Below are 25,608 nucleotides of genomic sequence, written 5' to 3' on the forward strand. Positions count from 1 at the left end.
AACATTATTACAATATCAGGGTTATTTACATATTGGCGGCAGTTCAAAGGTATAGCTAAGCACTTCATTTATGGTGATTTGACTGGAATAGTCAGCAGCAAATCCCTGTTGGCTTTTTGGCTGCTCTTCACCTTTAAATTCTATATATAGCCCTTGATAAGGCTGTTGTTGGTTAGCATGATAAAACTCCTTCAACTTTAATACTTCAGGATTAACAAGTATCCAATAGTCAGCATTATCAACACACGTCTTAAAACTATGTACCTCAGGGCCCCAAGTGAAGATACCTTGATACAATTCATCACTCTCTGTACTGTTGCCAACCGAAGATAGCAGTAACAAAGCCGAAATCAATATGTGCTTGTGCATTTTATACTCTTTCATCTTGGATACATTGAAGCAGTCCATCACTGGCATCTTCAATTAAATCCAGCACTAGCTCAAAGCCACCACTACCACCATAATAAGGATCAGGCACTTCTGTTTCGCTAAATTTTTCACCATAGTCTAAAAATAATTTAATTTTATGATGGTGTTCCTCTGGTGCTAGATCCACCAAATTACCAAAGTTTTCATTATCCATGGCAAGCACTAGTGAGTATTTATCAAAATCTTCAACTACAACTTTACGAGCGAATAGTCCACTAAAGTCATAACCGCGTACCTCTCCGGTTTTTTGTGATCGGGAATCAGGTTTATGGCCAACGTGGTAACCAATAGTACCGGCAGAATCAATTTCTACATCAACACCCTGCTCTTTTGCTTTATGGCGAAACACTGCTTCTGCAGAAGGCGAACGACATATATTGCCCATACAGACAAACAATACGCTTTCTATCTTAATATTTTGCATAGTTTCCTCTATGTATCATATAAAAATGGTATTAAAATTAAGTATAACCGCCTTTTGTGCCCACCATAAACTGTTACTGCAAAATAACTCTCACCTATCTTAATCAATGACGTTGTTACTCAGCCAACATTTATTTTAATAACAGCTCGTCCTAAGATGTCTCTATCTGACTATTAAACTGGAAAAATGTAACCAAAACACCTCGCAACGTAACCCAAATGTAACTAGGCCAGTTTTATTGGTGCAAACAGGATCGGTAAATGGTAAAAAAACGACAAAGGGTTAATGTTTGGCTGATAAAAAATGAAAAATGTGTCAATAAAATACATAGCAAATTGGGTTTGCTGTTTAGTGCTGTTTTTTATTAACCCAGTTTTCGCGTCTAATTTTTCACACTTACAGCGGTTCAATGGTGTAGATGGTCTTAGTCAGCAAAACATTACATCTTTAGTAAAAGGTAATCAGGGAAACATCTGGATAGGCACAGACGATGGCTTAAACATATATGATGGTTATAACTTTTATCAATTGTCAGGACCGAACGCTAAATTTACTGACTATCGTATTGCTAAAATGTTCCAACAAAACAACAACGATATGTGGATCAGCTTGTTCGATGGAGGCTTATACAAATATACCCCAGACGAACAGCGCTACCAACTGATTTACGAACCTTCCGAACTGAATAAATCTAACGGTACTATTATTGATATTCATCAAGACCACACTGGCAACATGTGGTTTGCTAGTTCTAATTCGTTATTTAAATATTCTATAGATAAACAGCAACTAATCGAACAAATCAACATCAGTCATTTATCTGATGCTGAACATCGTATTTTCGATATCAACATTCATCACGAGCAAATTTACATAGCCACTAAGATTGGTCTTTTTGTTTACCAACCCAAAATACAAAAACTTAACAAACTACCCTTTCCTGTAGCAAACAAAAGCCATTCGGTAAGTAATTTTTTTACAACCGAAATATTAAATCATATCCTTTATCTTGGTACCGATGACGGTGTGCTTTCAGTGCCATTATCTGCAATCGAGAACTATTTGGACCAGACGACTGATCAATTACATTATCAATTAGAGATTTCCGACCTTAATGTTTGGCACTTGTTAACACAAGACAATCAGCTCTACGTTAGTAGCCATAATGGTTTATACCAATATGATATTTACAAACAGAAACTCAATAAATTAACAGCCTTTAGTGATGTTTATCCACAAATAAAAAATAACCGTATAAGCTCTTTGATTATTGATGAAGAAAACATTTGGCTAGGTTCAAAATATTCAGGCTTATTCAAATGGCCATTAAAGCAGCTAAACTTTTCTAATATAATTGTAGATAAAAGCAAAACAAACAGCCTTTCAAGTAACAATATATGGGCTTTAGAACAAGATCCTAATAATGATAAAATTTTATGGGCTGCTACCGAAAATGGCCTAAATGCTATTAATGTAGATACATTGGCAGTAACACCTTATTTGGTGAATAACAACAAACAAGAGACCATTAGTAAAAGCTATATCTATGATATGGACTTCGATTCTCATGGGCAACTTTGGTTACACACTACCGATGGTTTAACCTTATTCGACACAATAAACAAAACACAAAAGTCGTTAAATTCAAAACAGCAAAAACTTGGGCTGCTGATGAAACGCAACCTATATAAAAACTTTTTTCATCAAGACACATTTTGGTTTATTAAAGAGAGCACTCTTTACAGTGCTAACACAAATAATGGTGAAATTACTGAATATCCCGAAATTACAGGCCAACTTCCCTTAGAAAGCATCAACAGGTTAATTGGTTTTTTGCCTAAAACCAATACGTTAATGCTTGGTAGTAATGATACCTTATGGACATTTGATACCGTCAGCAAACGTGTAACTAAACTATTCACTAATCCATATATAGAAGATAATCGCCAAGCGCTTATAGATAGCTTTGCAATTAAAAACAATACCTTATGGCTCAGTTATTATAGCGCGGGTTTAGTGGCTATTTCACTGGAAAATATGGCGATTACATACAATAGTTTTGATGAAAGTAGTTCTATAAAACATAGCTATGGCGTTATGTTTGATAAAAATATTAATCCTTGGTTTGCCAGTCACCAAGGCATACATAATTTAAATTTAGCCAACCAAACTTTACACAGTTACAGCAAAAATGACGGCCTTGTTAGCGATGAGTTTAATGCAAATGCTCATGCCCGTTTAAAGAATGGAAATTTTGCCTATGGTTCAGTTAACGGAATTTCTATCATAAATACATCTATGTTGTTAAAACAAACAACACTAGATAAAGGCTTGACGATAAACCTGTCAAATGTAGAAATCATGTCAGCTCCAAAGCCATTTGTTTTACTAAACAAACCAACTGATTTAGCATTTAACTACGATGATATTGGCATTAAATTAAACTTTTCTCATTCTCAAGCCCTTACGTCTCCTTTTTTGACATTTGAATATAAATTTGTGAATAGCAAGAAAGATTTCATCTCGATGGAAGGTAATAGCATTTCTTTCTCTAGCCTGCCAAGCGGAAACAACCAATTAGTAGTGCGTTTAGTTAATACCTTTCAACATAAAACGTTAGCAACATTTACTTTACCGATCAAAGTGTCATATTCCCCTTGGCTATCACCTATAAGTATTAGTTTATATACATTGATACTAATTTTTATTTCCTTAGTCTATTACAGGCACAGACGAGTTCTACATGAACAATTACTAGCAGCTCATCAACAAGTAAAACAACGCGAGAACCGTTTACAAATAGCGTTAAAAAACACTAAAAGTGGAGTTTGGGAGTGGCAACTTGCTAATAACAGCATGATCGCTAATAGATACCATGATGAACTTGGCTTACAACACTTGTATAAAGGCATGAGCTTTGACGAACATTTGTTATTGATACATGAACAAGACAAACAGAAATATAAAAATCACTGGAAAAATTATTTGCATATTCATCAGCATGAAGAGTTCAGCTTTATTTATCGACTAAAAAACGCTAGGGGTCAATATGAATGGTATCGCGATACAGGTAAAGTCGTAGAATTTAACAGTGCAGGCTTTGCAACTAAAGTAGTCGGTACTTATAGTAATATCACCAGCTCTCGCTATGGTGAAGAGTTAAACGAAATTTATATAGAGGCTATAGAAAACACTAATGACTGGGTGACAATAATTAATGCAAAAAAACAGACTGCTGTTGCAAATGAATCATTGCGTAAAGCCTATGGTTTAGCCGACGAAGAATTTTATTTTACTCCCGAAAAATTTGGTTTAAATGCAGAAAAGTCTAATTATTACAGAAAACTGTTTGCGGAATTAGCACCAGGTTCCAATCTTCGAGTTGAAGATAGGCTGTTTTTAAAAGATGGCACCCCTATTGATGTCTCGTTTAAAATATCAACACATACGAACAAATACAGTAAAGATCTTTATTTTGTCTGTATTGCTTCAGATATTACTGAGCAAAAACGCAATGCTAAACAATTAGAAAAACTAGCAAATTATGACAATTTAACAGGGCTGGTAAACCGAAAGTTTTACTTAGAAAAAATTACTTCTACTATCGACGAAGCTAAGAACAACAATTTAAGCTTTGCAATATTGTTCATCGATCTAGATAAGTTCAAGTTAGTAAATGACTCATTTGGTCATGATGTAGGTGATCAACTGTTAATTACTGTGAGCCAACGAATTCAATCAGTGATCAGCTCCGAAGACACGCTGGCAAGAATAGGAGGCGACGAATTTGTTTTGTTGCTTAAACATGCATCAGATATTTCGACAATTGAACATGTCGTCTCTGATGTTATTGACGCTATCGAAGAGCCAATGGATATCAATACTTACAAATTAAGAGTTAGTGCCAGCATAGGCGTTGCCATGTATCCAACCTTACAATGTAATGCCAAAGAGTTATTAGCAAATGCTGATGCTGCAATGTATTTTGCGAAAAAAGATAACAAATTTAAGTTTAAAATTTACAACGAAGATATGAACCTAATGGCCAGAAAGCAGGTTGTGCTAGAGGCTGATATCAAAAATGCGCTTGCTAACAATAAATTTTTTAACCTATACCAGCCTATAGTACATGGTGCAAATCGTGAAATCTGTGGTTGTGAGTTGTTACTCAGATGGAGTGACGATCAAGGAAAGATTATTGTTCCTAACGAATTTATCCCTGATGCTGAAAAACTTGGACTGATTAAACCTATGACAGTCGCTGCGATGGAACGGGGAGCTAAAGATCTGGCACAATGGAGACAAATAAATCATGATCTGTATTTAACCATTAATATTTCAGCAAATCATTTCACTGATGATTCCTTTATCCCGCTTTTATTGCGAATTTTAGCCGAGCATGACTTACCGCCCTCCGCAATAAAGTTAGAGGTTACTGAAACAGCATTAATCAACGAACCAGAAAAGGCAATTGCCGCAATGAAACAAATTAATGAACTGGGGATCGATATCGCGTTAGATGACTTTGGAACAGGCTTTTCTTCATTAAACTATTTAAGAAATTTACCTATAAAAATCATTAAGATAGACCGTGCATTTATCAACGGCATGCATAAGAATGATACCGATGAAATTATCGTTGATACAACACTGTTTTTAGCGGAAAAATTCGGTTTACACTGTATAGCCGAAGGGGTCGAAACATACGAGCAAGAGCAAGCATTATTGAATAAAGGATGCTCTCAAATGCAAGGTTTTTTATTTAGTAAACCTATCAGCAAGGATGAAATCTCATCCTTGTTAATAAATACAACTAGCGTTCATACATCAGCTTGCGCATATTAGTAATACAAGTTGGCAGTTGAATCAGTTTAGCACTTTACTGCTTGGACTCATTCACTGTGAACACAGTATTTTATTTCATTAAAAGCTCTTCAATTGGTAGCTTGTTACCTTCTAAGGTTCCCCTTACCATTTTATTTTTTTCGATCAACAGTATTTCACCATACTTACCGTTTTTAATACTACTGTCTATGGCAATTACTTTACCGTTATAACGGCTTTTTATATGGGTTTGTGATGTATGTCCTACAACAATATGATTTATTTTGTAGAAGCTTAGTAAGTTGTCTATTTCCTGATCCGTTGCTAACGGGCTTCTAAAATAACCTCTATACCATATTGGTCCATTGGTCTTATGCAGATAATGACCTAAGTCAGATCTTTTAATTGGTAACTTTGGCTTAATAAGGTTTGCACTAAATACTTGGTTTAACTCATTTAGACTGAGCTGCTTTTTTATCAAGTCTGGATGAAATCCGCCATGAGCAAATAAGAAACCATTGATTTTTACCAATACATTTTTTGAGCGAAGCCACTGACCTAATACCGTGCTGTCGCCATATAATTTGCTATAAGACTGCGCTAATATCTTTTCTACTGCCAAGTACTTTGGGTGTAAATAACGCAAATCATTATTGAGCACCATAGTTTCATGATTTCCTAACAGTAAATGTACTCTGCCACCCTGCTGTTGTGCCTGTTTTTCCAAGTTAAAAAGAAACCACAATATTTCGGTTACTTTGTTACCTCGGTCAAACACATCACCAGTGATCACTAAATGGCCTTTCTCGAATCCCCAATTACCAGATTTATCAATCACACCATTGTTGGTTAAAATCTTAACCATGAGGTCATATTGGCCATGAAAGTCACTTATAGCAGCTATAGGATACTTAGTATTAAACTCAATATCAGTACTAAAGCTTTGATAATCACTCTTTAAATCTGTAACTATTTTTCCTGAACAATCTTCTGATTCAACCGAGGCATCACGTCTACTAAGTTTTTGACTGACTTTACGGTTATCACAAACGTTGATAATTTCAGATATTCTGTTGTTATTGTCTAGAAAGATGTAAGGGCCATCACTAATTACATAGACAGTATCAGAATTTGCCTGTGCCTTATTTATATATTGCATTGCTAAAAAAACAACCGTAGATAGCAGTACATAACGGGGAATTATTTTCATTAAGATCTCTGATAAATAAAAAATAGAAAAAAGCTCTATATCCTTATAGAGCTAAAGTTTAATAGCCAAGTCCATTTGGCAATCTAGGGAGAGCACAATCCCTGCGCGTATAATTATTAATCCATTACAGTTGAACTCTAAAACTTAACTTCAGTTCCTAAGTAAACAAAGCGACCTACACCACCTTCATATTTACTGTCAAAGTTACCTACACCGCGTTCGTAGTTGTCACCAGTTCGCGGAATAAATGGTCCCTTGTTGTCAAACACGTTGTTTGCACCACCAAATAATCTGATTTGTGTTTGGCTATAATCAAAGGCATAAGAGATGCTAACGTTATGTTTGATGAAAGAACCGTAGTATAAGTACTTCGGTGTTTCAGGGTTAGCAATACAATCGTCGTTAGCCGCGGCACAATTTGCATCGTTTTCAGAAAATAGCTCTTTGTAATCGTCAACACGGTCATGAGCATCTACTACAGGACCTTTGTACTTAGTGCTCCAGCGCACACGCCAACCATCTTTATACCAAGCTAAAGATGCTGAAGCACTGTCTTCAAAAATACCGGTATCTAATTGGCCATTATTGTTAAGCTCAACTAAACCATCGTTACCTTCAAATGACTCAGTGTGTTCAATTACATGAGTCATATCACCAGTAAGTTTTAAACGACCAAAATCATTCAGGTCAAGTGAGTATTGAATTGCTAAATCATAACCACTGGTTTTCAGCTCACCAACGTTAATTTGACGTTGCAACATTTCAATGATCTGACCTTCATCATCACGCGTGATATCGGCACAGAATGGGTTTGAATCACCAAATGCAACAGATGAGTTATAACATTCAGCCAATAATTCTTCATTACCTATTTCTGAAATAGCATCTTCAACGGTGATGTTGTAATAATCAATTGCGATGTCAAAATTATCGATAAAACCTGGACTCATAGTAATACCAACAGTATAGGTATCAGCTGTTTCTTCTTTCAGGTTTTCATTTCCGGCACCAGGACCATAGCCATTATTGTCATCTTCAAAAACAAAATCAGGATCAGCAGCAAGCTCTGCTGCAATGCCAGGTTCTAAACGACAATTGTCATGACCAGCCTCTGTAGATGTTGCAGATGTACCATCACAAATATCAGTATAAGTATCGTAGTCACCACGTGGTGGTGATAATAACTCGGTGATATTTGGCGCACGTTGTGCACGAGCAAAATTACCACGTATCATGTAACCTTCAACGGGCTGCCAGGTTAAGCCAACTTTGTAACTCGACATCAAGTCAATTCCTTCATGTGAGTAATCGGCAACACGTACTGATGTTTCTGCATCTAGAGATTTAGCAAAAGCTTTATTTTTCAATAATGGAAAAGCAAACTCTGCAAACGCTTCATACACATCAACATCACCTTCAAAACTTGGTACCAAGTTGAAAGTAATACCACCATATTGATGGCCTTCATCGGTGCTTACTGTTTGCTTGTCTTTACGGTATTCTGCACCAAACACAGCAGCAACAGGACCCGCTGGCATTTCAAATAAATCACCGGCGATAAACCCTAAAATATTAACTTGTTCAATTTCAGTATTAATTTTAGGTGTAGCACGGATCCAATCCGCCATTTCAGTAGTTATTGAACCTTCTCCAAAAATGTTTAATGGCACACAACCTGCAGCGCGTGCGTCTTCATCAGCACATTGAATTGTTACACCATCGTCGGCATACTCAGAATCTAATGCTTGTGAAACTCGAACGGTATTTAATTCATTCAAACGCTTTTGATTTTGCTCAAACTTACCGTAACCAACAGATACATCCCAATCCCAGTCACCGTCAAACATAGTACCTTGCAAGCCTGCCCATGTTCTCACTGTTTCACGTTCGTTATCAGTTGTTACATTACCTACTTCATAAAAGCGACGATCCCAGCTAATACTACTACCGGCATTATCAGCAATAATTGCCGGTGCAAATGGGTTATCAATAGATATTTTACCTGGACGTACTCGGTCTAACTCACCTGTTTCAGGGTCAATAATTGGAACATAAGCGCTTTCATACTCATCTTCAGGTGATTTAACATTTACCGATTCATTGTTAGAGTACTGAACTTGAAATGATCCCATAATATCATCAGTAATATCGTAGTTAACTTTTAAAGCGGTAGCTAAACGATCATTAGGAGTTTTAATTTTATCCCATTGATATGGGTTAATACCATCTCGCTCTTCTACCCAACCAGTTTGTAAGCCGTCAGCGGTATAATAAAAGCCGCCATCAGAGAAATCATTGCCTTCTTCAAAAACACCACCTTGTGTACCATCGCTACGTTCACGCCATTCAGCTTGGGTGATATCACGCATACATTGATCGCCATCAACAGTGTTCATCTCGTTACAAAGTTCGCTAGTGTTATAGTCGTAGCTTGATTCGATAGCTGAACGATCTCTGTCATCAACATCAATACCAAATTGACGATCCCAAGTTGAACTGATGAACATATAACCACGTCCATCAGCGAAGTCACTGCCGAAATTAGCATCTAAAGTGAATTCTTTACCGCCGCCTTCTGGTGTTTCACCACCGCGAGCTTGAAATTCAAATCCTTCTTTGTGTTGTTGAGTAATTATATTTACTACGCCAGCAATCGCATCTGAACCATAAGCCGCCGATGCACCACCAGTGATCACTTCAACTTTTTCTACCATCCCGGTTGGAATGGTACCTAAACTTACATAATTGCCACTGTAACTATTCGATACAACACGACGACCATCGATAAGAGTTAAAGTTCTATCTGTTCCTAAATTACGTAAGTTGACTGTTGATAGTCCGGTAGCACTTACCGATGATTGTGTGTTCATGTTACTAGAGCTTTCAGTGATAGCAGGTACTTCATCCACTAATACTTCAGACAGTGAGCCAAGACCGGTATCTTGAATATCTTCTTTACTCACCGTTACCAGAGGTGTAGCCACACTAAAACTGTCACGACGCAAACGAGAGCCAGTAACGGTAATTTTTTCAACTTCTTCATCTTGAGCTAAGGCATCTTTATTTTCTGATACTTTATTCTCTTGTATGACACGATTTACGCTTTGCTCTTCTTCAGCTAATACCTGTGGCGTAACTAAAGCTGCTCCACCAATAATTGCCGATTGAATTGCCAGAGTGATTAAACTTTTATTCATCACTGCTCCCTTATGCATTAAATTAATTATATTTTTATATTGAGTTTCAGTTTTTGCCTGAAACTTGTTACAACAAAGAAAACAAAATGTTGCAGGGAAGTTTTTAAGGAATGGCGAAGAGTTACTCAACCTATTGTGCATCGTTTCTACATCTATTTAATATCTATCACTTTAAAAACAACGTGTTATGTCAGGTGCAGCTATAATTTAAAAAATTATAAATATTAAATAAGTGTTAAAAATGGTTGAGTTATAGAACAAAGAAAATTACTATTTAATCGCAAGTCTTCTTCTTGCCGCAATTTAATTCAATTAACTAGTAAGTTGGCGATGTTTCAAAATAATTCATATTCATTATCTTCAATCAAGGTACAACCAAGCGACTACAGCATTCTCTTTGCCAACGGCGAAAAGCTTCAATTACAACCAAAACTAATTGAAGTACTAGGGTATTTAGCTAGTCAATATCCCAGAGTTGTGCCCCGCGAAGAAATAATTGAAAACGTTTGGGCTGGCAACAGTTATGTGGGTGAAAAAGCATTAACCAACGCAATTTGGAATTTAAGACAAAAACTTAAACAACATGAACAAACTGAAATAATAGAAACCATCCGAAAAAGTGGTTATCGTTTATTAGTTAAACCTGAACTTGATGCTCCAATTGATGAGATAACTACAGGTGTTCTCCCACGCTCACAAACAGTAGCTAAAGATAAACGTACAACCAATAAGTGGCGTTTCACAACTTCAATATATGCTTTTGCTTCATTTGCCTTGCTATATTTTATCTGGCATCAAATAGCGATACACAATTCGATAAAAGAGCCTATTTTTGAACAAATAACTACAGAGCCTGGGAGTGAACTTTTTACTTCGCCATCACCTGATGGACGCTTTATTGTCTACCAGTGGAATGATCATCAAGGCATTTCTAATTTGTTTATGAGAGACAGAACACAGCCGCAATTAAAAGCGCAGCAACTAACCTTTGACGATGCAAAGCAAGGTTTTTCTGTATGGAGTTCTGATGGGGATTATCTATATTTCGCCCGAAAAGATAAAACAAATAATAGCTGCGAACTTGTACAAATGCAGGTAAAAACCCATGAAGATAAGGTCATTGCACAATGTCCGAAAAAAGGTGGCTATTACTACATTGATATCTCTGCTGATGGTAAAACCCTCGCCTTTCATGGAAGAAAGCAAAGTGATGATTCTGCGGGGATCTATTTTCTTGATTTAACTTCAAAAGGTCTTTCTCAGAAAAGATTTTCCTGTACTGTAAATTGTTCTCATCGTGATAGAGATATGTCATTTTCACCCGATGGAAAATTTATTGCCGTATCAAGAAGATTTAGTAGCTTTGAAGAGAATATATTTTTAATCAACTTAGCGTCAAAACAAGAAACACAATTAACCTTTAATGAAGAAGACATTGTTGGTATGACTTGGCATCCAAGCGGCAAGCACATAGTCTTTGCTACGCAGCGTGCCGACGTCCGTAAGGGTTATATGGTAAAGCCTGATACAGGTGAGATCACTAATTTAAACATCGAAGGATTTAGCTATCCAAAATACTCAAGCCAATCGGCAGAGCTATTTTTTCAGCATCGATTAGAACATTATCAAGTTTCAAGTTTATCCGTTAACTCAGATTTTCCATCGAGCCCTTTTCCGGTGCTCCAGTCTAAATTTAATCATTTATCACCTGACTACTCTAGCGTTCACAACAAAATAATTTATGTTTCAAATGAATCAGGGTTTTACGAAGTTTGGGCTTCTAACCACGACGGTTCAAAACGAGAACAACTGACTTTCCTTGAAGATACGGTTAGACATCCTAAATGGTCTAATGATGGAACTAAAGTTGCATTTTTATCCGCAAGTAGAACAGATAAAGGCGATAAGATTTATATTTTAGATTTTAAATCTAAAAAACTAAAACAATTAAACTCGCAATTCAACCAGCATAATCGTCCAACATGGTCATATGATGATAAGTCAATCATAACCGCGGTTTATACTGATGAATATACTGATTTACATAAATTTGAATTACTCTCAGGTGAAAGTAAAAGGTTAACTTTTGATGGCGCAAGAAGTGGCGTACTCAGCCAAAATGATACTCTATATTACACTCGGGTTTCGGGTGGTTTGTATAAAAGAAACCTAAGTTCAGTAAAGAGCGATAGTATAAATATAATCAATAGAAATAAACTTAACAGTACTTACAGCTGGGTTTATACTAAACATGGCGTTTATTTTAATCATCATGAAGGCAATTCTACTCAGTTATTTTTCTATAACTTTAATGACATGTCGTACACAGCATTTATAAAACAACCAAGAAATTCAGTGGCTGATTCTACTAACTTAACTCATATTGAAGATAAACAACTATTGCTTTTTACCGGAGAAAGCTTTCCGCAAGCAGATATCAGTAAACTGCAACATCCAAAACTGTTGTAAGCCTACTTCAGGACAGGACAACGCAAATAAAAAAGCCTACGTTTCACAATGTAGGCTTTTATCTATTTGATATTGTTGCTATTTAACCCATGATCAGGTTATTTACCGTACTGACCTTGCAAATAATTAAATAAAGTACGAATACCAAACGCTTCCCCACCTATTGGACGCCCTGATAACTTACGAACATTCCAGGCCATAACATCGAAATGCAGCCAGTTAATTTCAGGGTTAACGAACTCTTGTAAATACAAAGCTGCAGTTATTGCGCCGCCAAACGGGCCTGCTGCACCATTAGCAATGTCTGCAACGTTACTGTCGAGCAAGCTTTTATAGTCGTTATATAATGGCATTCTCCAAACAGGATCATTTATTGATGTACCAGCACTCATCAATTCATTGGCTATTTCATCATTATTACTGAAAAACCCAGGAAGTTCAGTACCAAGGGCAACGCGCATAGCACCGGTTAAAGTAGCGATATCAATCAATAAATCAGGTTTGTCGTTGTTTGCTTCATCTAATGCATCACACAACACTAAACGCCCCTCAGCATCTGTATTATCAATCTCTACTGTTAAGCCTTTACGCGTTGTAACAACATCGCCAGGACGTAGTGCATTACTTGAAACTGCATTTTCTACAGCTGGTATAAGTACTCTTAATTGGATTGGTAATTTATGCGACATAATTAGTTGTGCCAATCCTAATACATGAGCTGAACCGCCCATGTCTTTTTTCATATTACGCATGCCAGCGGCAGGTTTTAGATCAAGACCACCACTATCAAAACATACGCCTTTACCCACCAAGGTAACTTTAGGTGCACCTTGCTCACCCCAAGTTAAATCAATCAAACGTGGTTTATGGACACTTGCTCGGCCGACGGCATGAATAGTTGGGTAATTTTGCTCTAGTAATTCGTCTCCAATGATTTGCTTAACTTGCCCGCCGTATTGCTCAACCAATGACAGAGCCGTTTGTCCCAAATCCTCAGGCATCATATCGGCTGCAGGAGTATTGACTAAATCACGAACTAAACAACTAGCATTGGAAAATTTTAATACCTTTTCAACTAAAGCTTTATCATCAACAACCAAGGTGGCAAGTTCTTGCTTTGGCTTATAAAGGTCAAATTGATAACTCCCCATAGCCCAACCAAATGCAATTGCTTCTTGCAATTCTTCTTCAGCATGCAATTGATAATGACCTAGTGGCAACAACTTAACTAAATCACCACTAGCAAAAAAGTGTTCCGGATTTGCCAGCTTAACCACTACCTTTGACAACTTACCAGTCGCATCTGGAATTAATGATATACCGTTACTTGCTGTTGTTTGTTGTATCCAGCTTTGGACTTGCTCGCTTTCATTAAGCAACCAAGTATCAAAGTTATTTTGGTTAATAATAATTAACGGGACGGTGTTTTTATCAGTAATATTGACTAAACTCATTTTTTTCCTTAATAACGCTTTTTAAACTATTAAAATCATTATCTCATCATCTGCTTATGAGATAAAACCTAAGCGGGTCTTTTTCTAACTATTTTTAAATAATGGACTGATTTACTTGCCTCTCGGTGATTTTATTGACGTTCAACCACTGCCCGCAGGTGCAACATATTTAAAATAATCCTTTTAAATGAATAACCTAAATAAAATTATTGGCATTATCGCAATCTACATAATATATTGATTAGTACTATGTCAATTTTGCCATTACCAATGAGAGCTAAATGAATATACCTGACATCCCTAATAATCATGCTTTAGCGATGTTGCTAATTACCATAATCGCCTTATATTTCTTTCGGCGTGATGATATTCCTCTACAAACCTCGTCATTAGCTGTAATTGCAATTTTGGCATTAGTATTTACAGTATTTCCATTTGAAGCTAACGGTGTTCATTTAGAGCCTTCATCATTATTTTTTGGTTTTGGCCACGAAGCATTAGTAACTGTATGTGGATTAATGATCATTGGTCATGCATTGGTTAGAACAGGCGCACTTGAGCCTATCGGACGAAATTTAGCCAAGCTTTGGAAGATAAGCCCCACTCTGTCGTTATTGATAACTTTACTGGTAGCAGGAACATTAAGCGCCTTCGTGAACAATACACCAATTGTGGTTTTGTTTTTACCTATTTTGATTAGCGTTGCAATAAGAACCAAAACAGACTCATCTCCTATGTTACTCCCTATGGGGTTAGCAACACTTGTAGGAGGTATGACTACAACTATAGGGACTTCAACTAACCTTTTAGTTGTTAGTGTTGCCAATGATATGGGGATTCGTCGTTTTGGTATGTTTGACTTCGCCTATCCTGCATTATTTGCAGCGACTATCGCTATTTTATACTTATGGTTAATTGCGCCTAGAATAATCCCTAAACGTAAACCTTCCCTGCCAGATACATCACCAAGAATATTTGGAGGTTATTTAAATATAAATGAAGAAGGTTTATGTGTTGGTAAAACTGTAGCTGAATTAAGAAAGCTTACTGATAATCAAATGTTAATTGAGTTTATTCAACGCAAACCAGATTATAGAAATGTTATTCCCTTACCCGATACCATAATAAAAGCGGGAGATCGTTTAAAAGTAAAAGATTATCCTGACCGTTTAAAAGAGTACGAAACTGTTTTGAATGCAACCTTATATACTGATAAGCATAAAGTAGATTCTGAACATCCATTGATTGCAGAAAAACAAACCTTAGCTGAAATCGTCGTTATTCAATCATCAGGCCTAAATGGGCAAACATTAAAGCAAGCTAATTTTAAAGAACGTTTTGGTGTATCAGTATTAGCTCTTCATCGTGGTGGTAAAGCAATGGACCTTGGCCGTAGAAGCATCAACAAAGTACCAATTCAAACTGGTGATGTATTGTTAGTGCAAGGTGATGATGAGCAGGTTCAGGTATTAAAAGCTGCACGTGGACTGCTTATAATAGATGGCGCGGCAAATTTACCTCATTCAAAAAAAGCTCCACTTGCATTGGGAATACTTGTAGCTGTTATTTTAGTGGCAGCTCTAGGGTTATTACCCATTGCCGTAAGTTCACTTTGTGGTGTATTAGTGTTGTTAGCAACTAAATGTATTAATTGGGATGACGCATCCTCAGCGCTTAGTAGCCAGGTGATCCTCATTGTTGCAGCATCTCTTGCATTAGGTGCAGCCATGATGAAAACTGGTGGTGCTGAATACATGGCGCAAATGTTTGTTGCCCTAGCCTTTGATTTACCGCCAGCGGGGATCCTGTCAGCATTAATGCTATTACTTGCGGTACTTACAAATATCGTATCAAACAATGCTGCTGCGGTTATAGGAACACCAATTGCTATATCGGTTGCTAACCAATTAAATGTTCCAGTAGAGCCTTTCATACTAGCGGTTTTATTCGGTGCAAATTTAAGTTTTGCTACACCAATGGCATATAAAACCAATGTGTTGGTAATGAATGCCGGTGGTTATAAATTTTCTGATTTCATGCGTGTTGGTATCCCACTAATTATATTAATGTGGGTGACATTATCTTTTGTACTTAGTTGGATATATTTGTAAGGGTAAAACAGCATTAATTGTATTGTTTTAATGCTGTTTGATTTGTGCAGAATTAGTTTTTTCGAGCTAATTTGGTGAGTTTTTTATCTAATACTTGGTTAAATTCCCAAGGGTAAAACACCTGTCCGGTTAATCCTGTGGTTGGAAAAATAATTAAACATAAATCATCTTCTTCCATGCCAGGTAACCATTTGTCTTTTAACTCATCAAAACTAATTAGTTTTGGCTGACAATGGTCCCACTCATCTGTGGCCCATAAAGAAGCTGTTTCTTCAGTGGGCCAAAATGGTACGTAATCGTCTTCATCTTCGGTAAGCATTACCGCGCCATGTTCGTCAGTTAAGATCCAAGTCTCGCGTTCGCTCATCAAATTTTGCATGAACAACTCATAACGTTGTTCATCTGAAAGCTTTACACTGTTTTTATCTATAAGAACCATAGTTAGCCCTGCATACGTTTTGTAGATGCTTTTGAAAGCTTTTCTAATAACACTTCAGTATCTTGCCATCCAATACAAGCATCAGTAATACTTTGCCCATAAGTTTCAACTTTACAATCAACAATATCTTGACGACCTTCTACCAAGTGACTTTCAACCATTACACCGAAAATAGATTCATTACCGCTAGTCATTTGTGAACATACGTCATCACAAACAAGCATTTGGTTTTCAAACTTTTTACTAGAGTTTGCATGACTGAAATCTACCATAATTTTAGCAGGTAAATTAACAGATTCTAGTTGCTCTGTTATAGCGTTTACGTCTTCTGCATGGTAATTAGGGGTTTTACCGCCACGTAAAATTATATGACAATCAGGGTTGCCCTTAGTTTCGACAATCGCTGAATGGCCAAGTTTTGTTACAGATAAAAAGTGATGTGGCGCGCTAGCGGCTCCAATAGCATCAATAGCTACTTTAATGGTACCGTCAGTACCATTTTTAAAACCAACAGGGCATGATAAGCCAGATGCTAATTCACGGTGAACTTGTGACTCAGTGGTACGAGCGCCTATGGCACCCCAACACATCAAATCAGCCATATACTGCGGGGTGATCATATCAAGATACTCACCTGCTGTTGGTAGGCCCATATCATTCAAATCTAACAACAATTTACGACCAATACGTAAACCTTCATTAATTTGGAAACTACCGTCTAAATGAGGATCATTTATCAAGCCTTTCCAACCAACTGTTGTACGTGGCTTTTCAAAATATACTCGCATAACAATTTCTAAGCTGTCTTTATACTTAGTGCGTAGTTTATTTAAACGACTGCCATATTCAAGCGCGGCAATAGGATCATGAATTGAACATGGACCAATTACTACTAGCAAACGTTCATCTTTATTATTAAGAATGTCACTTATTGCTTGGCGCCCACCAACAACACTTTTCGCCACTTTTTCGTTAGTGCGATAGCGCTCTAATAATGCAACCGGTGGTAGCAGATCTTTTATTTGATTAATACGTACATCATCGGTTTCAAACAACATGGCTAACTCTTTATATTTTTGTGGATAGTATCTAGGGCTAAATTTAGCAGTGTTTTGTATACAAGCCAATGACAAATTTCAGTAAATGCTCTAATTGTTAATAAAATGACCAATCAATAAGGTAATTACGTCAATTTTATGATCTTTTAATTAAAATAATTTAAACTTCGCCATAATAAACAAGTAAATCAAAAAATCACCCTGTTTTATTCGATAACAGGGTATATATTTATATTTACCTTTTAGTTCAATTTTAAATGGCTTCTTTAAATGATTTGTGAAACCTTACCGCTGATAGATTTACACCGCCACCTTGATGGCAATATACGTCCAGATACTATTTGGGATCTTGCGCAACAAAATGGCATTGATTTACCGGTACAACATTTTAAAGATTTTATCCCCCATGTACGTATTGAAGACAAAGCCAGTGATTTAATGGAGTTTTTAGTAAAACTTGATTGGGGCGTGAATGTATTATCCTGCTTAGAAGACTGTCAACGTGTCGCCTTTGAAAACGTAGAAGACTTATCACTAGCAGGTATTGATTATGCTGAGCTTAGATTTTCTCCCTATTACATGGCAATGAAACACAACTTACCAACAGCAGATGTTGTTGCGGCAGTTATTGAAGGTGTTACACAAGGCTGTAAAGAGTTTAATGTAAAAGCAAATTTGATTGGCATATTAAGCCGTACTTTTGGCTTAGAAAAATGTCAGCATGAGTTGGATTCGCTTCTTGCTCATAAGGAACACTTAGTTGCGGTTGACTTAGCGGGTGATGAATTAGGTCAACCTGCCGAATTATTTGAAGATCAATTCAAACAGGTATCTAACGCGGGATTGAACATAACAATTCATGCAGGAGAAGCAGCGGGTCCTGAAAGTGTATGGCAAGCTATTAAGCTGTTAAATGCCCAACGTATCGGTCATGGTGTTAAAAGCTATGAAGATAAGAATTTATTGGATTATTTAGCTCAAAATAACATAACCCTAGAAACCTGCTTAACCTCTAATTACCAAACAGGCACAATTAATAGTATCAGCGAGCACCCTATTCATACGTTCTTAGAGCATGGCGTTAAAGTATGTCTGAATACTGACGACCCTGCAGTTGAAGGCATTGAACTTAAGCACGAATATACGTTGGCTAAACAACAGTTAGGTTTAACTAACCAACAATTACAAGATATCCAGTTAAATGCATTAAATGCTGCATTTATAAGTGATTCAGAAAAACAATCATTGCTAGCTGAAAAGTCAGCTAAAATTTAATTACTATCTAATTCAAATTTATTGGATTAGATAGTCTTAATACACACTTTATAAGTAGGAAATCTCAATATGGCAACTCCACACATAGAAGCCAGCGCTGGCGATATAGCAGAAACAGTTTTAATGCCAGGCGATCCACTAAGAGCCAAATTAATTGCAGATACTTTTTTTGAAGACGCAGTTTGCTTCAATACCGTGCGTAATATTTTAGGTTATACCGGCACATACAAAGGTAAGCGTATATCGGTTATGGGCTCAGGTATGGGTGTACCTTCTATTTCTATTTATGCCACTGAACTTTATAAAGACTACGGCGTAGAAAACATCATTCGTATCGGCAGCTGTGGCGCAGTATTAGATGACGTTAACATGATGGATGTAATTGTTGGTATGGGGGCAAGTACCGACTCGAAAGTTAATCGCATGCGATTTAATAACCATGATTTTGCCGCTATTGCTGACTTTGGGTTATTAAAAAATGCGGTAGATGCTGCAGCTAACTTAAATAAACCAATTAAAGTAGGTAATATTTTTACTGCTGATTTGTTCTATACACCAGAATTTGAATTTTTCGATACTATGGCCAAACACGGCATTTTAGGAGTTGAAATGGAAGCGGCTGGTCTTTATGGCGTTGCCGCAGAATATGGTAAAAAAGCGTTATGTATTTTAACGGTGAGCGATCATATTAAACGTGGTGAAAGCTTATCTGCGCAAGATAGACAAACATCGTTTAGAGATATGATGGAAATCGCCTTAGAATCAGTGTTATTACAATAAACCATTTAAATTAAATAACATGAATTAAAAATGGCGACTGTTTAGTCGCCATTTTAGTTTATGTTTAAAGATAAAGTTTAGAAGAAACTTACTTTAAACTCAGCACCAACAAAGCGCTCTTCGTTAACAATAGCGGTATTATTGGTAAAATCAACTGCACCAATTGCTTGTTGCTCATCAGTCATGTTACGAACAAATAATGATACGTCGTATTCTTGAGCATCGGTTTCCCAAGCGTAACCTGTACGTGCACCACCTTCTAATAATGCATCACCGGTAAACTGGGTAGATTCATACAACATGAAGCTAATTTCATCACGATACGCCCAATCGGTATAAATATAAAACTCACCTTCACCAATTTCACGAGAATAACGTGCAGTGAATGTATAAATCCACTCAGGTGCATGCGGTAAACTATTACCATCAATGATTGCTCTGTCAGGAGTGAATGTCGCTGGATCGCCAGGAATAATCGGATCAGTAACTGTACATTGAGCACAAACAGGGATCGATAATCCACTATCATTGATTTCAGTATTGTTGTAACTAGCACCAAACGTTACTGCTAAATTTTCAGTAAGCATAAACTCAGAGTCTATTTCAAAACCATAGCCTACTGTCTCATCGGCATTTAATAAACGAGCAGTGTTGCTGTCGCCACCAACAGAAGTTAACTGTTGATCTTCCATTGTATAATAAAATACTGAAGCATTAACACGACCGCTGCCATCTAAGATGTCTGATTTAGCACCAGTTTCAAATGATAAAATAGTTTCTGAGTCTGCAACAGAAATCCCCTCATCCCATGCAAACAATGAACGACCTTGAATACTCGGTGCTCTAAAGGTATCGGCAACACGAGCATAAAGATTAATATCGTCAGTGTATTTATGATTAACACTGATATCCCAACTTACGTGATCATCAGAAGTTTTAACTGAACCTGCTGCATCATGCGGAAAGTCACAGCATGTTGACAGTGGAGATTGTGTTCTTAAGTTATTGTAATCTTTTTCATCATCTGAATAACGAATACCAAATGTTGCCGATGTTTTCTCAGAAAAATCATAATCAAATGAACCAAACACCGCCCAGGCAGTAGTTTCTTGTTCTTGAATTACGTAACCTGTTTGCGCTCCTGAGCCAAATACAGTCTCATAGGCAAAACTTTCAATAGTTAAATCTTCACTAAAGTAAAACACACCAACTTGGTAATTAAAATCACCCGATAGGTTACTGGTTAGGCGTAACTCTTGAGTGATTTGTTCATGATCTGGGATCGCATCCGCTGTTTCAGAATCAAGCATGATAATTCCCGGCCCCATAGGCATACCACAACAATCTGCAGCCCATGCAGCACCATAACCGCCATCAACATCAGCACGAGAAAACAACTCAGCACTTTCATAACCAGTGATTGACGTAACGGTATAATCGCCTAAATCAAAATCAAGTTTTAAGCTAGCACCTTCTGTTTCAACTTGCTGAGTTGCTCGTGATGCTGAATCATGCCATACAGTGTCTCGTCCATCCCAACCTTCGCCGCCTAGTTCATTTGAATTAGGTTTAAATGCATTAGCATAAAAGGTAACAGGTTCACCATCCAAATCACGCATGTGATAGTTGAACAATGCGTTGAAATCATTCCCTTCGTATAAAAACTGCAGACGCATAGCTTGGTCAGTATAACCACCTAACACATCATCTTCTTCAAAGCCTGGCGCTTTGTTATCAATATAGTTACCACGGTCTTGATTTAACACTGAAATACGAGCAGAAAGGTTATCTGTTAACCCACCACCGATCGCAGCCCTCACATCAGACGTTTCTTTGCTGCCATATGAAACAGAAACAAATGCATCAAAATCTTGTGATGGTTTAACAGAATCAAATTTAACTAGGCCAGCAGGAGTATTACGTCCAAATAGCGTACCTTGTGGTCCGCCTAACGCTTCAACGCGAGCGACATCAAATACGGGAAAGCCTTTTAATATAGGGTTTTCTTGAACAACATCATCAACAACAAGAGAAACAGGTTGTGATGCATTTAAATCGAAATCTGAGTTACCTAAACCGCGCATATAAAAGCGAGGGAAAGTACGACCAAAAGATGATTCAACTGAAAGACTAGGAATACGGCCATTTAAAAAACGAATGTCCATAGCGCCAGAGCTTATAGCTTGAAGTTTTTCGCCTTGTAATGCAGTAACTGAAATAGGTACTTCTTGTGCGTTCTCTACACGTTTACGTGCAGTAACTTCGATAACTTCCAGTTTAGTTGAATCAAGAGCTTGTGCTTCTTCAGCAGCAAGTAGAGTTGGTGACATTGTTGCCATAACAGACAATAACGCGCCTTGAATGCCCATGGTTAGAGCATGCTTTTTAAAGGTTTTCATGTTTTCTCCCTGTGCTTACGCAGCGATTTAGATCACTTTCGGTAAACAGCAAAACGATTTAAGTTTTATTTATTTTTTTAATGTAAGTAAATACAACAAAATTTTACAGGGAGAATTATAAAGGAATTGAAGGTGTAATGATATGTTAAACACCTGTTTATTTTTGTAACCAGGTGTTTAAAAAATTTTAACTTACTGTACTTTTAGCTGCTGTTTGAATGATTTTCCATACTCTAACGGTGAAAGTTTGAATATATCAGCTAGAGTGGCTCCTATATCAGCAAAGGTATCACGCTCACCTAAATCGATGGTAGGCATGCCTTTTTGATAAAAAATCACCGGTACATATTCGCGGGTATGATCACTGCCATGCCAAGTTGGATCACAGCCATGATCCGCAGTTAACACCAGCATATCGTCATCTTGTAATGCATTCAAAACATCCTCTAGACGATCATCTAAATATTCTAGTGCTTTACCATAACCAATTGGATCACGACGATGGCCAAAGTCTTGATCAAAATTAACTAAGTTAGTAAAAATTAAACTGTTGTCGGTTTGGCTATTTAACTGCTCAATACTGGTGTCAATTAACTCTTCAAGGCCTGTAGCTTTAAACCCTTGTGAAATACCTTGGTGGGCATAAATATCGGCTATTTTACCAATACTTATCACCTTGCCACCACTTTCGACTAGTTTATCAAGCATGGTTGGTGCAGGTGGTAAAATAGAATAATCTCGGCGATTCCCGGTACGTTCAAAATCGCTAGCACAAGTACCAATAAATGGACGAGCAATAACTCTGCCTATATTTAAATCAAGTTCGGTTAATAACTCACGCACTTGTTCACAGTATTTATTTAAATTATCTAAACCGAACGATTCTTCATGGGCAGCAATTTGAAACACACTGTCCGCGGAGGTATAACAAATAGGCATACCAGTTTGCATGTGCTGCTCACCAAGTTCAGCTATTATTGTGGTACCTGATGCATGACAATTTCCTAAGCACCCTTCTATACCCGTTTTTTGATAAATTTTAGCGAGTAAATCACGTGGAAAAGCTTCATCCTTATTATCAAAGTAACCCCAGTCAAATAGCACTGGTACTCCCATCATTTCCCAATGTCCACTTGGCGTGTCTTTACCTGAGCTTATTTCAGCGGCATAGCCATAGGCACCGCTCTGTGGTGCTACTCCATTTACAGCCGGCGATTTTTTACCCGCATTAGTTGCCGCATGAATTAACCCCAGTGCTGATAGCCTAGGTAAGTTAAGTTTTCGACCTGTTTCATGATGAAAAGCTTCAGCTAAATTAGCAAAGGTATTGGCGCCAACATCACCGAACTTATCAGCATCGGGTGCTGCACCTAATCCAAAACTATCAATTACTAAGACTAAAGCTCTTGCCATTTATTTTCTACCTTTTGAATAACTTACAATAATCTTTATACAATAGATTAAATTCCTGTAATTATATTATACATTCATTTGATTAATTGTACTTAATTCAATAATTCCTTAACAATCACTAGTTTTTAATGGAAAATAGTCAATACTATTTACAAGTGTAGATCTATTAGGAAGCTTCTTGTCCATTAATAACCTAACAATCATTGCTGTAGTCGGTGCATCTGCATCGGGCAAATCATTATTTGCCCAAACAATATATGATGAGCTAGTCGATGAACTAGGCTCTGACAGCATGACGATCATCAAAGAGGATTCCTATTATCGTTGCCAGGATCATATGCCTTTTGAGGAACGTATAAAGACCAATTACGATCACCCAAAAGCATTTGAGCATGAACTTCTTGCTCAGCACTTATTAGAATTGAGCCAAGGCCAACCCATTAATGTCCCAGTTTACAGCTATACTGAACATACTCGCAGTGATGATGTTGAAGTAATTAAACCGGCAAAAGTAGTACTTGTTGAAGGTATTTTATTATTAACAGATAAGGCCCTGCGTAAGCGTTTTAATATTAATATTTTTATGGATACGCCATTAGATATTTGTTTAATTCGTCGTATAAAACGCGATCTTGAAGAACGAGGTAGAGATTTAGAATCAGTGACTAACCAATACCAAGACACTGTTCGCCCAATGTATTATCGCTATATTGAACCATCGCGAGAGCATGCCGATATTGTTATAACTAAAGGGGGCCGCAATAGAATGGCCCTCGAATTAATAAAAGCAAAAGTTCGCGAGCTAGCGAATTCATAATCAAATTTTAAATTTTACTAACCCATAGGTGAATTGATGGACTTTAATACTTTACGTGGTGTGATTGGGATTTTCTTAATCCTAGGTATTGCTTATTTAGCAAGCTCACATAAAAAAAGCATAAACTGGCGAACTGTTGGTGGTGCATTTGCTATACAAGTATTTTTGGCTGCCCTAGTACTATATAGCGATGGTGGCCGAGCAATATTAGAAGGTGTATCAAATGCTGTTGCGAGCATAATAGATTTCTCAGCAGCGGGTATAGGTTTCTTATTCGGAGGTTTAGGCACTGATGCAATGTTTGCTAATGGTGTTGGTTTTGTATTCGCTATTCGGGTTCTTCCAGTTATCGTCTTTTTCTCTTCGTTAATCGCTGTACTCTATTATTTAGGTATTATGGATAAAGTAATAAAGTTTTTAGGTGGTGGATTAGCGAAACTATTAAAAACTTCACATCCAGAATCTTTATCTGCTACAGCAAATATCTTTGTAGGCCAAACTGAAGCGCCATTAGTTGTTCGCCCTTTCTTGCCAACAATGACCCGTTCTGAATTGTTTGCGGTAATGGTTGGCGGATTAGCATCTGTTGCTGGTGCGGTATTAGTTGGTTATGCTGGTATGGGAGTTGAATTAAAGTATCTTATAGCGGCTAGCTTTATGGCTGCACCTGGCGGTTTATTAATGGCCAAATTCATCATGCCAGAAACAGAAGAGCCAACGAATGACTTTGAAGATGTACCTGACGAAGGTAAAGAAAAAGATGCAGTAAATGTTATCGATGCAGCGGCAGAAGGTGCAAGTAAAGGGATGATGCTAGCCCTTAATGTTGGTGCAATGCTAATGGCCTTTGTTGCTTTAATTGCCTTATTAAACGGGCTTATTGGTTGGCTTGGTAGCCTAGTTGGTATTGATGGTTTAACCTTAGAAATGATATTAGGTTATGTTCTACAACCAGTTGCCTATATGTTAGGTGTGCCGTGGGGCGAGGCCTTTCATGCGGGTAGCTTACTTGGTCAAAAAGTTGTAGTAAATGAATTTGTAGCCTATATCAACTTTATGGACATTAAAGATCAATTAAGCTCTGGTACACAGGCGATTATTACTTTTGCTCTTTGTGGTTTTGCTAACCTTGCTTCTATCGCAATATTACTTGGCGGTGTTGGTACTTTAGCGCCATCACGTCGTCATGATATTGCTCAGCTTGGTATGAAAGCAGTATTTGCTGCCACTCTTGCAAACCTAATGAGTGCAGCAATTGCCGGTGTATTCATCTCTTTAGCGTAAATTTGTTAAGCCCGCATAGATGTGG

The 25,608-nt window shown here is 37.3% G+C and carries 16 protein-coding genes; 7 read left to right on the forward strand and 9 right to left on the reverse strand.

Annotated features, from left to right (window positions below; genetic code table 11):
• Window positions 1-21: 21 nt before the first annotated feature.
• Together RGQ13_RS10745 and RGQ13_RS10750 are read right to left on the reverse strand one after the other, a co-directional pair.
• Window positions 22-369: a hypothetical protein gene (locus tag RGQ13_RS10745; RefSeq protein WP_348389749.1), complete on the reverse strand. Its 348-nt coding sequence runs from the start codon at window positions 367-369 to the stop codon at window positions 22-24.
• 1 nt (window position 370) lies between these two features.
• On the reverse strand, window positions 371-853 hold the full coding sequence (locus RGQ13_RS10750) for a low molecular weight protein-tyrosine-phosphatase (RefSeq protein ID WP_348389750.1): 483 nt from the start codon (window positions 851-853) through the stop codon (window positions 371-373).
• Window positions 854-1,156: 303 nt separating this feature from the next.
• Here RGQ13_RS10750 and RGQ13_RS10755 point away from each other — a divergent pair, with 303 nt between their 5' ends.
• Window positions 1,157-5,698: an EAL domain-containing protein gene (locus RGQ13_RS10755; protein ID WP_348389751.1), complete on the forward strand. Its 4,542-nt coding sequence runs from the start codon at window positions 1,157-1,159 to the stop codon at window positions 5,696-5,698.
• A 70-nt stretch (window positions 5,699-5,768) separates the two neighbouring features.
• Here RGQ13_RS10755 and RGQ13_RS10760 read toward each other — a convergent pair whose 3' ends face one another.
• Together RGQ13_RS10760 and RGQ13_RS10765 are read right to left on the reverse strand one after the other, a co-directional pair.
• Window positions 5,769-6,887, reverse strand: coding sequence for a metallophosphoesterase (locus RGQ13_RS10760; protein WP_348389752.1), 1,119 nt, complete (start codon window positions 6,885-6,887; stop codon window positions 5,769-5,771).
• 137 nt (window positions 6,888-7,024) lie between these two features.
• Window positions 7,025-10,084, reverse strand: coding sequence for a TonB-dependent receptor plug domain-containing protein (locus tag RGQ13_RS10765; protein WP_348389753.1), 3,060 nt, complete (start codon window positions 10,082-10,084; stop codon window positions 7,025-7,027).
• A gap of 330 nt (window positions 10,085-10,414) precedes the next feature.
• Between RGQ13_RS10765 and RGQ13_RS10770 the strand changes: the two genes are divergently transcribed.
• Entirely contained in the window at window positions 10,415-12,553 is a 2,139-nt protein-coding gene (locus RGQ13_RS10770) for a winged helix-turn-helix domain-containing protein (protein WP_348389754.1), read from the forward strand.
• Between the two features lie 98 nt (window positions 12,554-12,651).
• Here RGQ13_RS10770 and RGQ13_RS10775 read toward each other — a convergent pair whose 3' ends face one another.
• On the reverse strand, window positions 12,652-14,007 hold the full coding sequence (locus RGQ13_RS10775) for a leucyl aminopeptidase family protein (protein ID WP_348389755.1): 1,356 nt from the start codon (window positions 14,005-14,007) through the stop codon (window positions 12,652-12,654).
• A gap of 281 nt (window positions 14,008-14,288) precedes the next feature.
• On the opposite strand from RGQ13_RS10775, the gene RGQ13_RS10780 reads away from it, so the two are divergent.
• Entirely contained in the window at window positions 14,289-16,118 is a 1,830-nt protein-coding gene (locus RGQ13_RS10780; protein WP_348389756.1) for an SLC13 family permease, read from the forward strand.
• A gap of 52 nt (window positions 16,119-16,170) precedes the next feature.
• Here RGQ13_RS10780 and RGQ13_RS10785 read toward each other — a convergent pair whose 3' ends face one another.
• Entirely contained in the window at window positions 16,171-16,557 is a 387-nt protein-coding gene (locus RGQ13_RS10785) for a DUF2750 domain-containing protein (RefSeq protein ID WP_348389757.1), read from the reverse strand.
• 2 nt (window positions 16,558-16,559) lie between these two features.
• A complete protein-coding gene (gene aroG / locus RGQ13_RS10790; protein WP_348389758.1) occupies window positions 16,560-17,615 on the reverse strand; it encodes a 3-deoxy-7-phosphoheptulonate synthase AroG in 1,056 nt (351 codons plus the stop codon).
• A 270-nt stretch (window positions 17,616-17,885) separates the two neighbouring features.
• Here aroG and add point away from each other — a divergent pair, with 270 nt between their 5' ends.
• Window positions 17,886-18,890 carry an adenosine deaminase gene (gene add / locus RGQ13_RS10795; RefSeq protein ID WP_348389759.1) on the forward strand — a complete coding sequence of 335 codons (1,005 nt, stop codon included), beginning with the start codon at window positions 17,886-17,888 and terminating at the stop codon, window positions 18,888-18,890.
• A 69-nt stretch (window positions 18,891-18,959) separates the two neighbouring features.
• A complete protein-coding gene (deoD, locus tag RGQ13_RS10800; protein ID WP_348389760.1) occupies window positions 18,960-19,670 on the forward strand; it encodes a purine-nucleoside phosphorylase in 711 nt (236 codons plus the stop codon).
• Window positions 19,671-19,747: 77 nt separating this feature from the next.
• Here deoD and RGQ13_RS10805 read toward each other — a convergent pair whose 3' ends face one another.
• Both RGQ13_RS10805 and RGQ13_RS10810 read right to left on the reverse strand, forming a co-directional pair.
• Entirely contained in the window at window positions 19,748-22,069 is a 2,322-nt protein-coding gene (locus RGQ13_RS10805) for a TonB-dependent receptor (protein WP_348389761.1), read from the reverse strand.
• 192 nt (window positions 22,070-22,261) lie between these two features.
• Entirely contained in the window at window positions 22,262-23,482 is a 1,221-nt protein-coding gene (locus RGQ13_RS10810) for a phosphopentomutase (RefSeq protein ID WP_348389762.1), read from the reverse strand.
• Window positions 23,483-23,666: 184 nt separating this feature from the next.
• On the opposite strand from RGQ13_RS10810, the gene udk reads away from it, so the two are divergent.
• On the forward strand, window positions 23,667-24,299 hold the full coding sequence (gene udk / locus RGQ13_RS10815) for a uridine kinase (RefSeq protein WP_348393400.1): 633 nt from the start codon (window positions 23,667-23,669) through the stop codon (window positions 24,297-24,299).
• A 36-nt stretch (window positions 24,300-24,335) separates the two neighbouring features.
• Window positions 24,336-25,583 carry a NupC/NupG family nucleoside CNT transporter gene (locus RGQ13_RS10820; protein WP_348389763.1) on the forward strand — a complete coding sequence of 416 codons (1,248 nt, stop codon included), beginning with the start codon at window positions 24,336-24,338 and terminating at the stop codon, window positions 25,581-25,583.
• The last annotated feature ends 25 nt before the right edge of the window (window positions 25,584-25,608 follow it).

Source organism: Thalassotalea psychrophila (assembly GCF_031583595.1).
In the GTDB taxonomy this organism is placed as follows: Bacteria; Pseudomonadota; Gammaproteobacteria; order Enterobacterales; family Alteromonadaceae; genus Thalassotalea_A; species Thalassotalea_A psychrophila.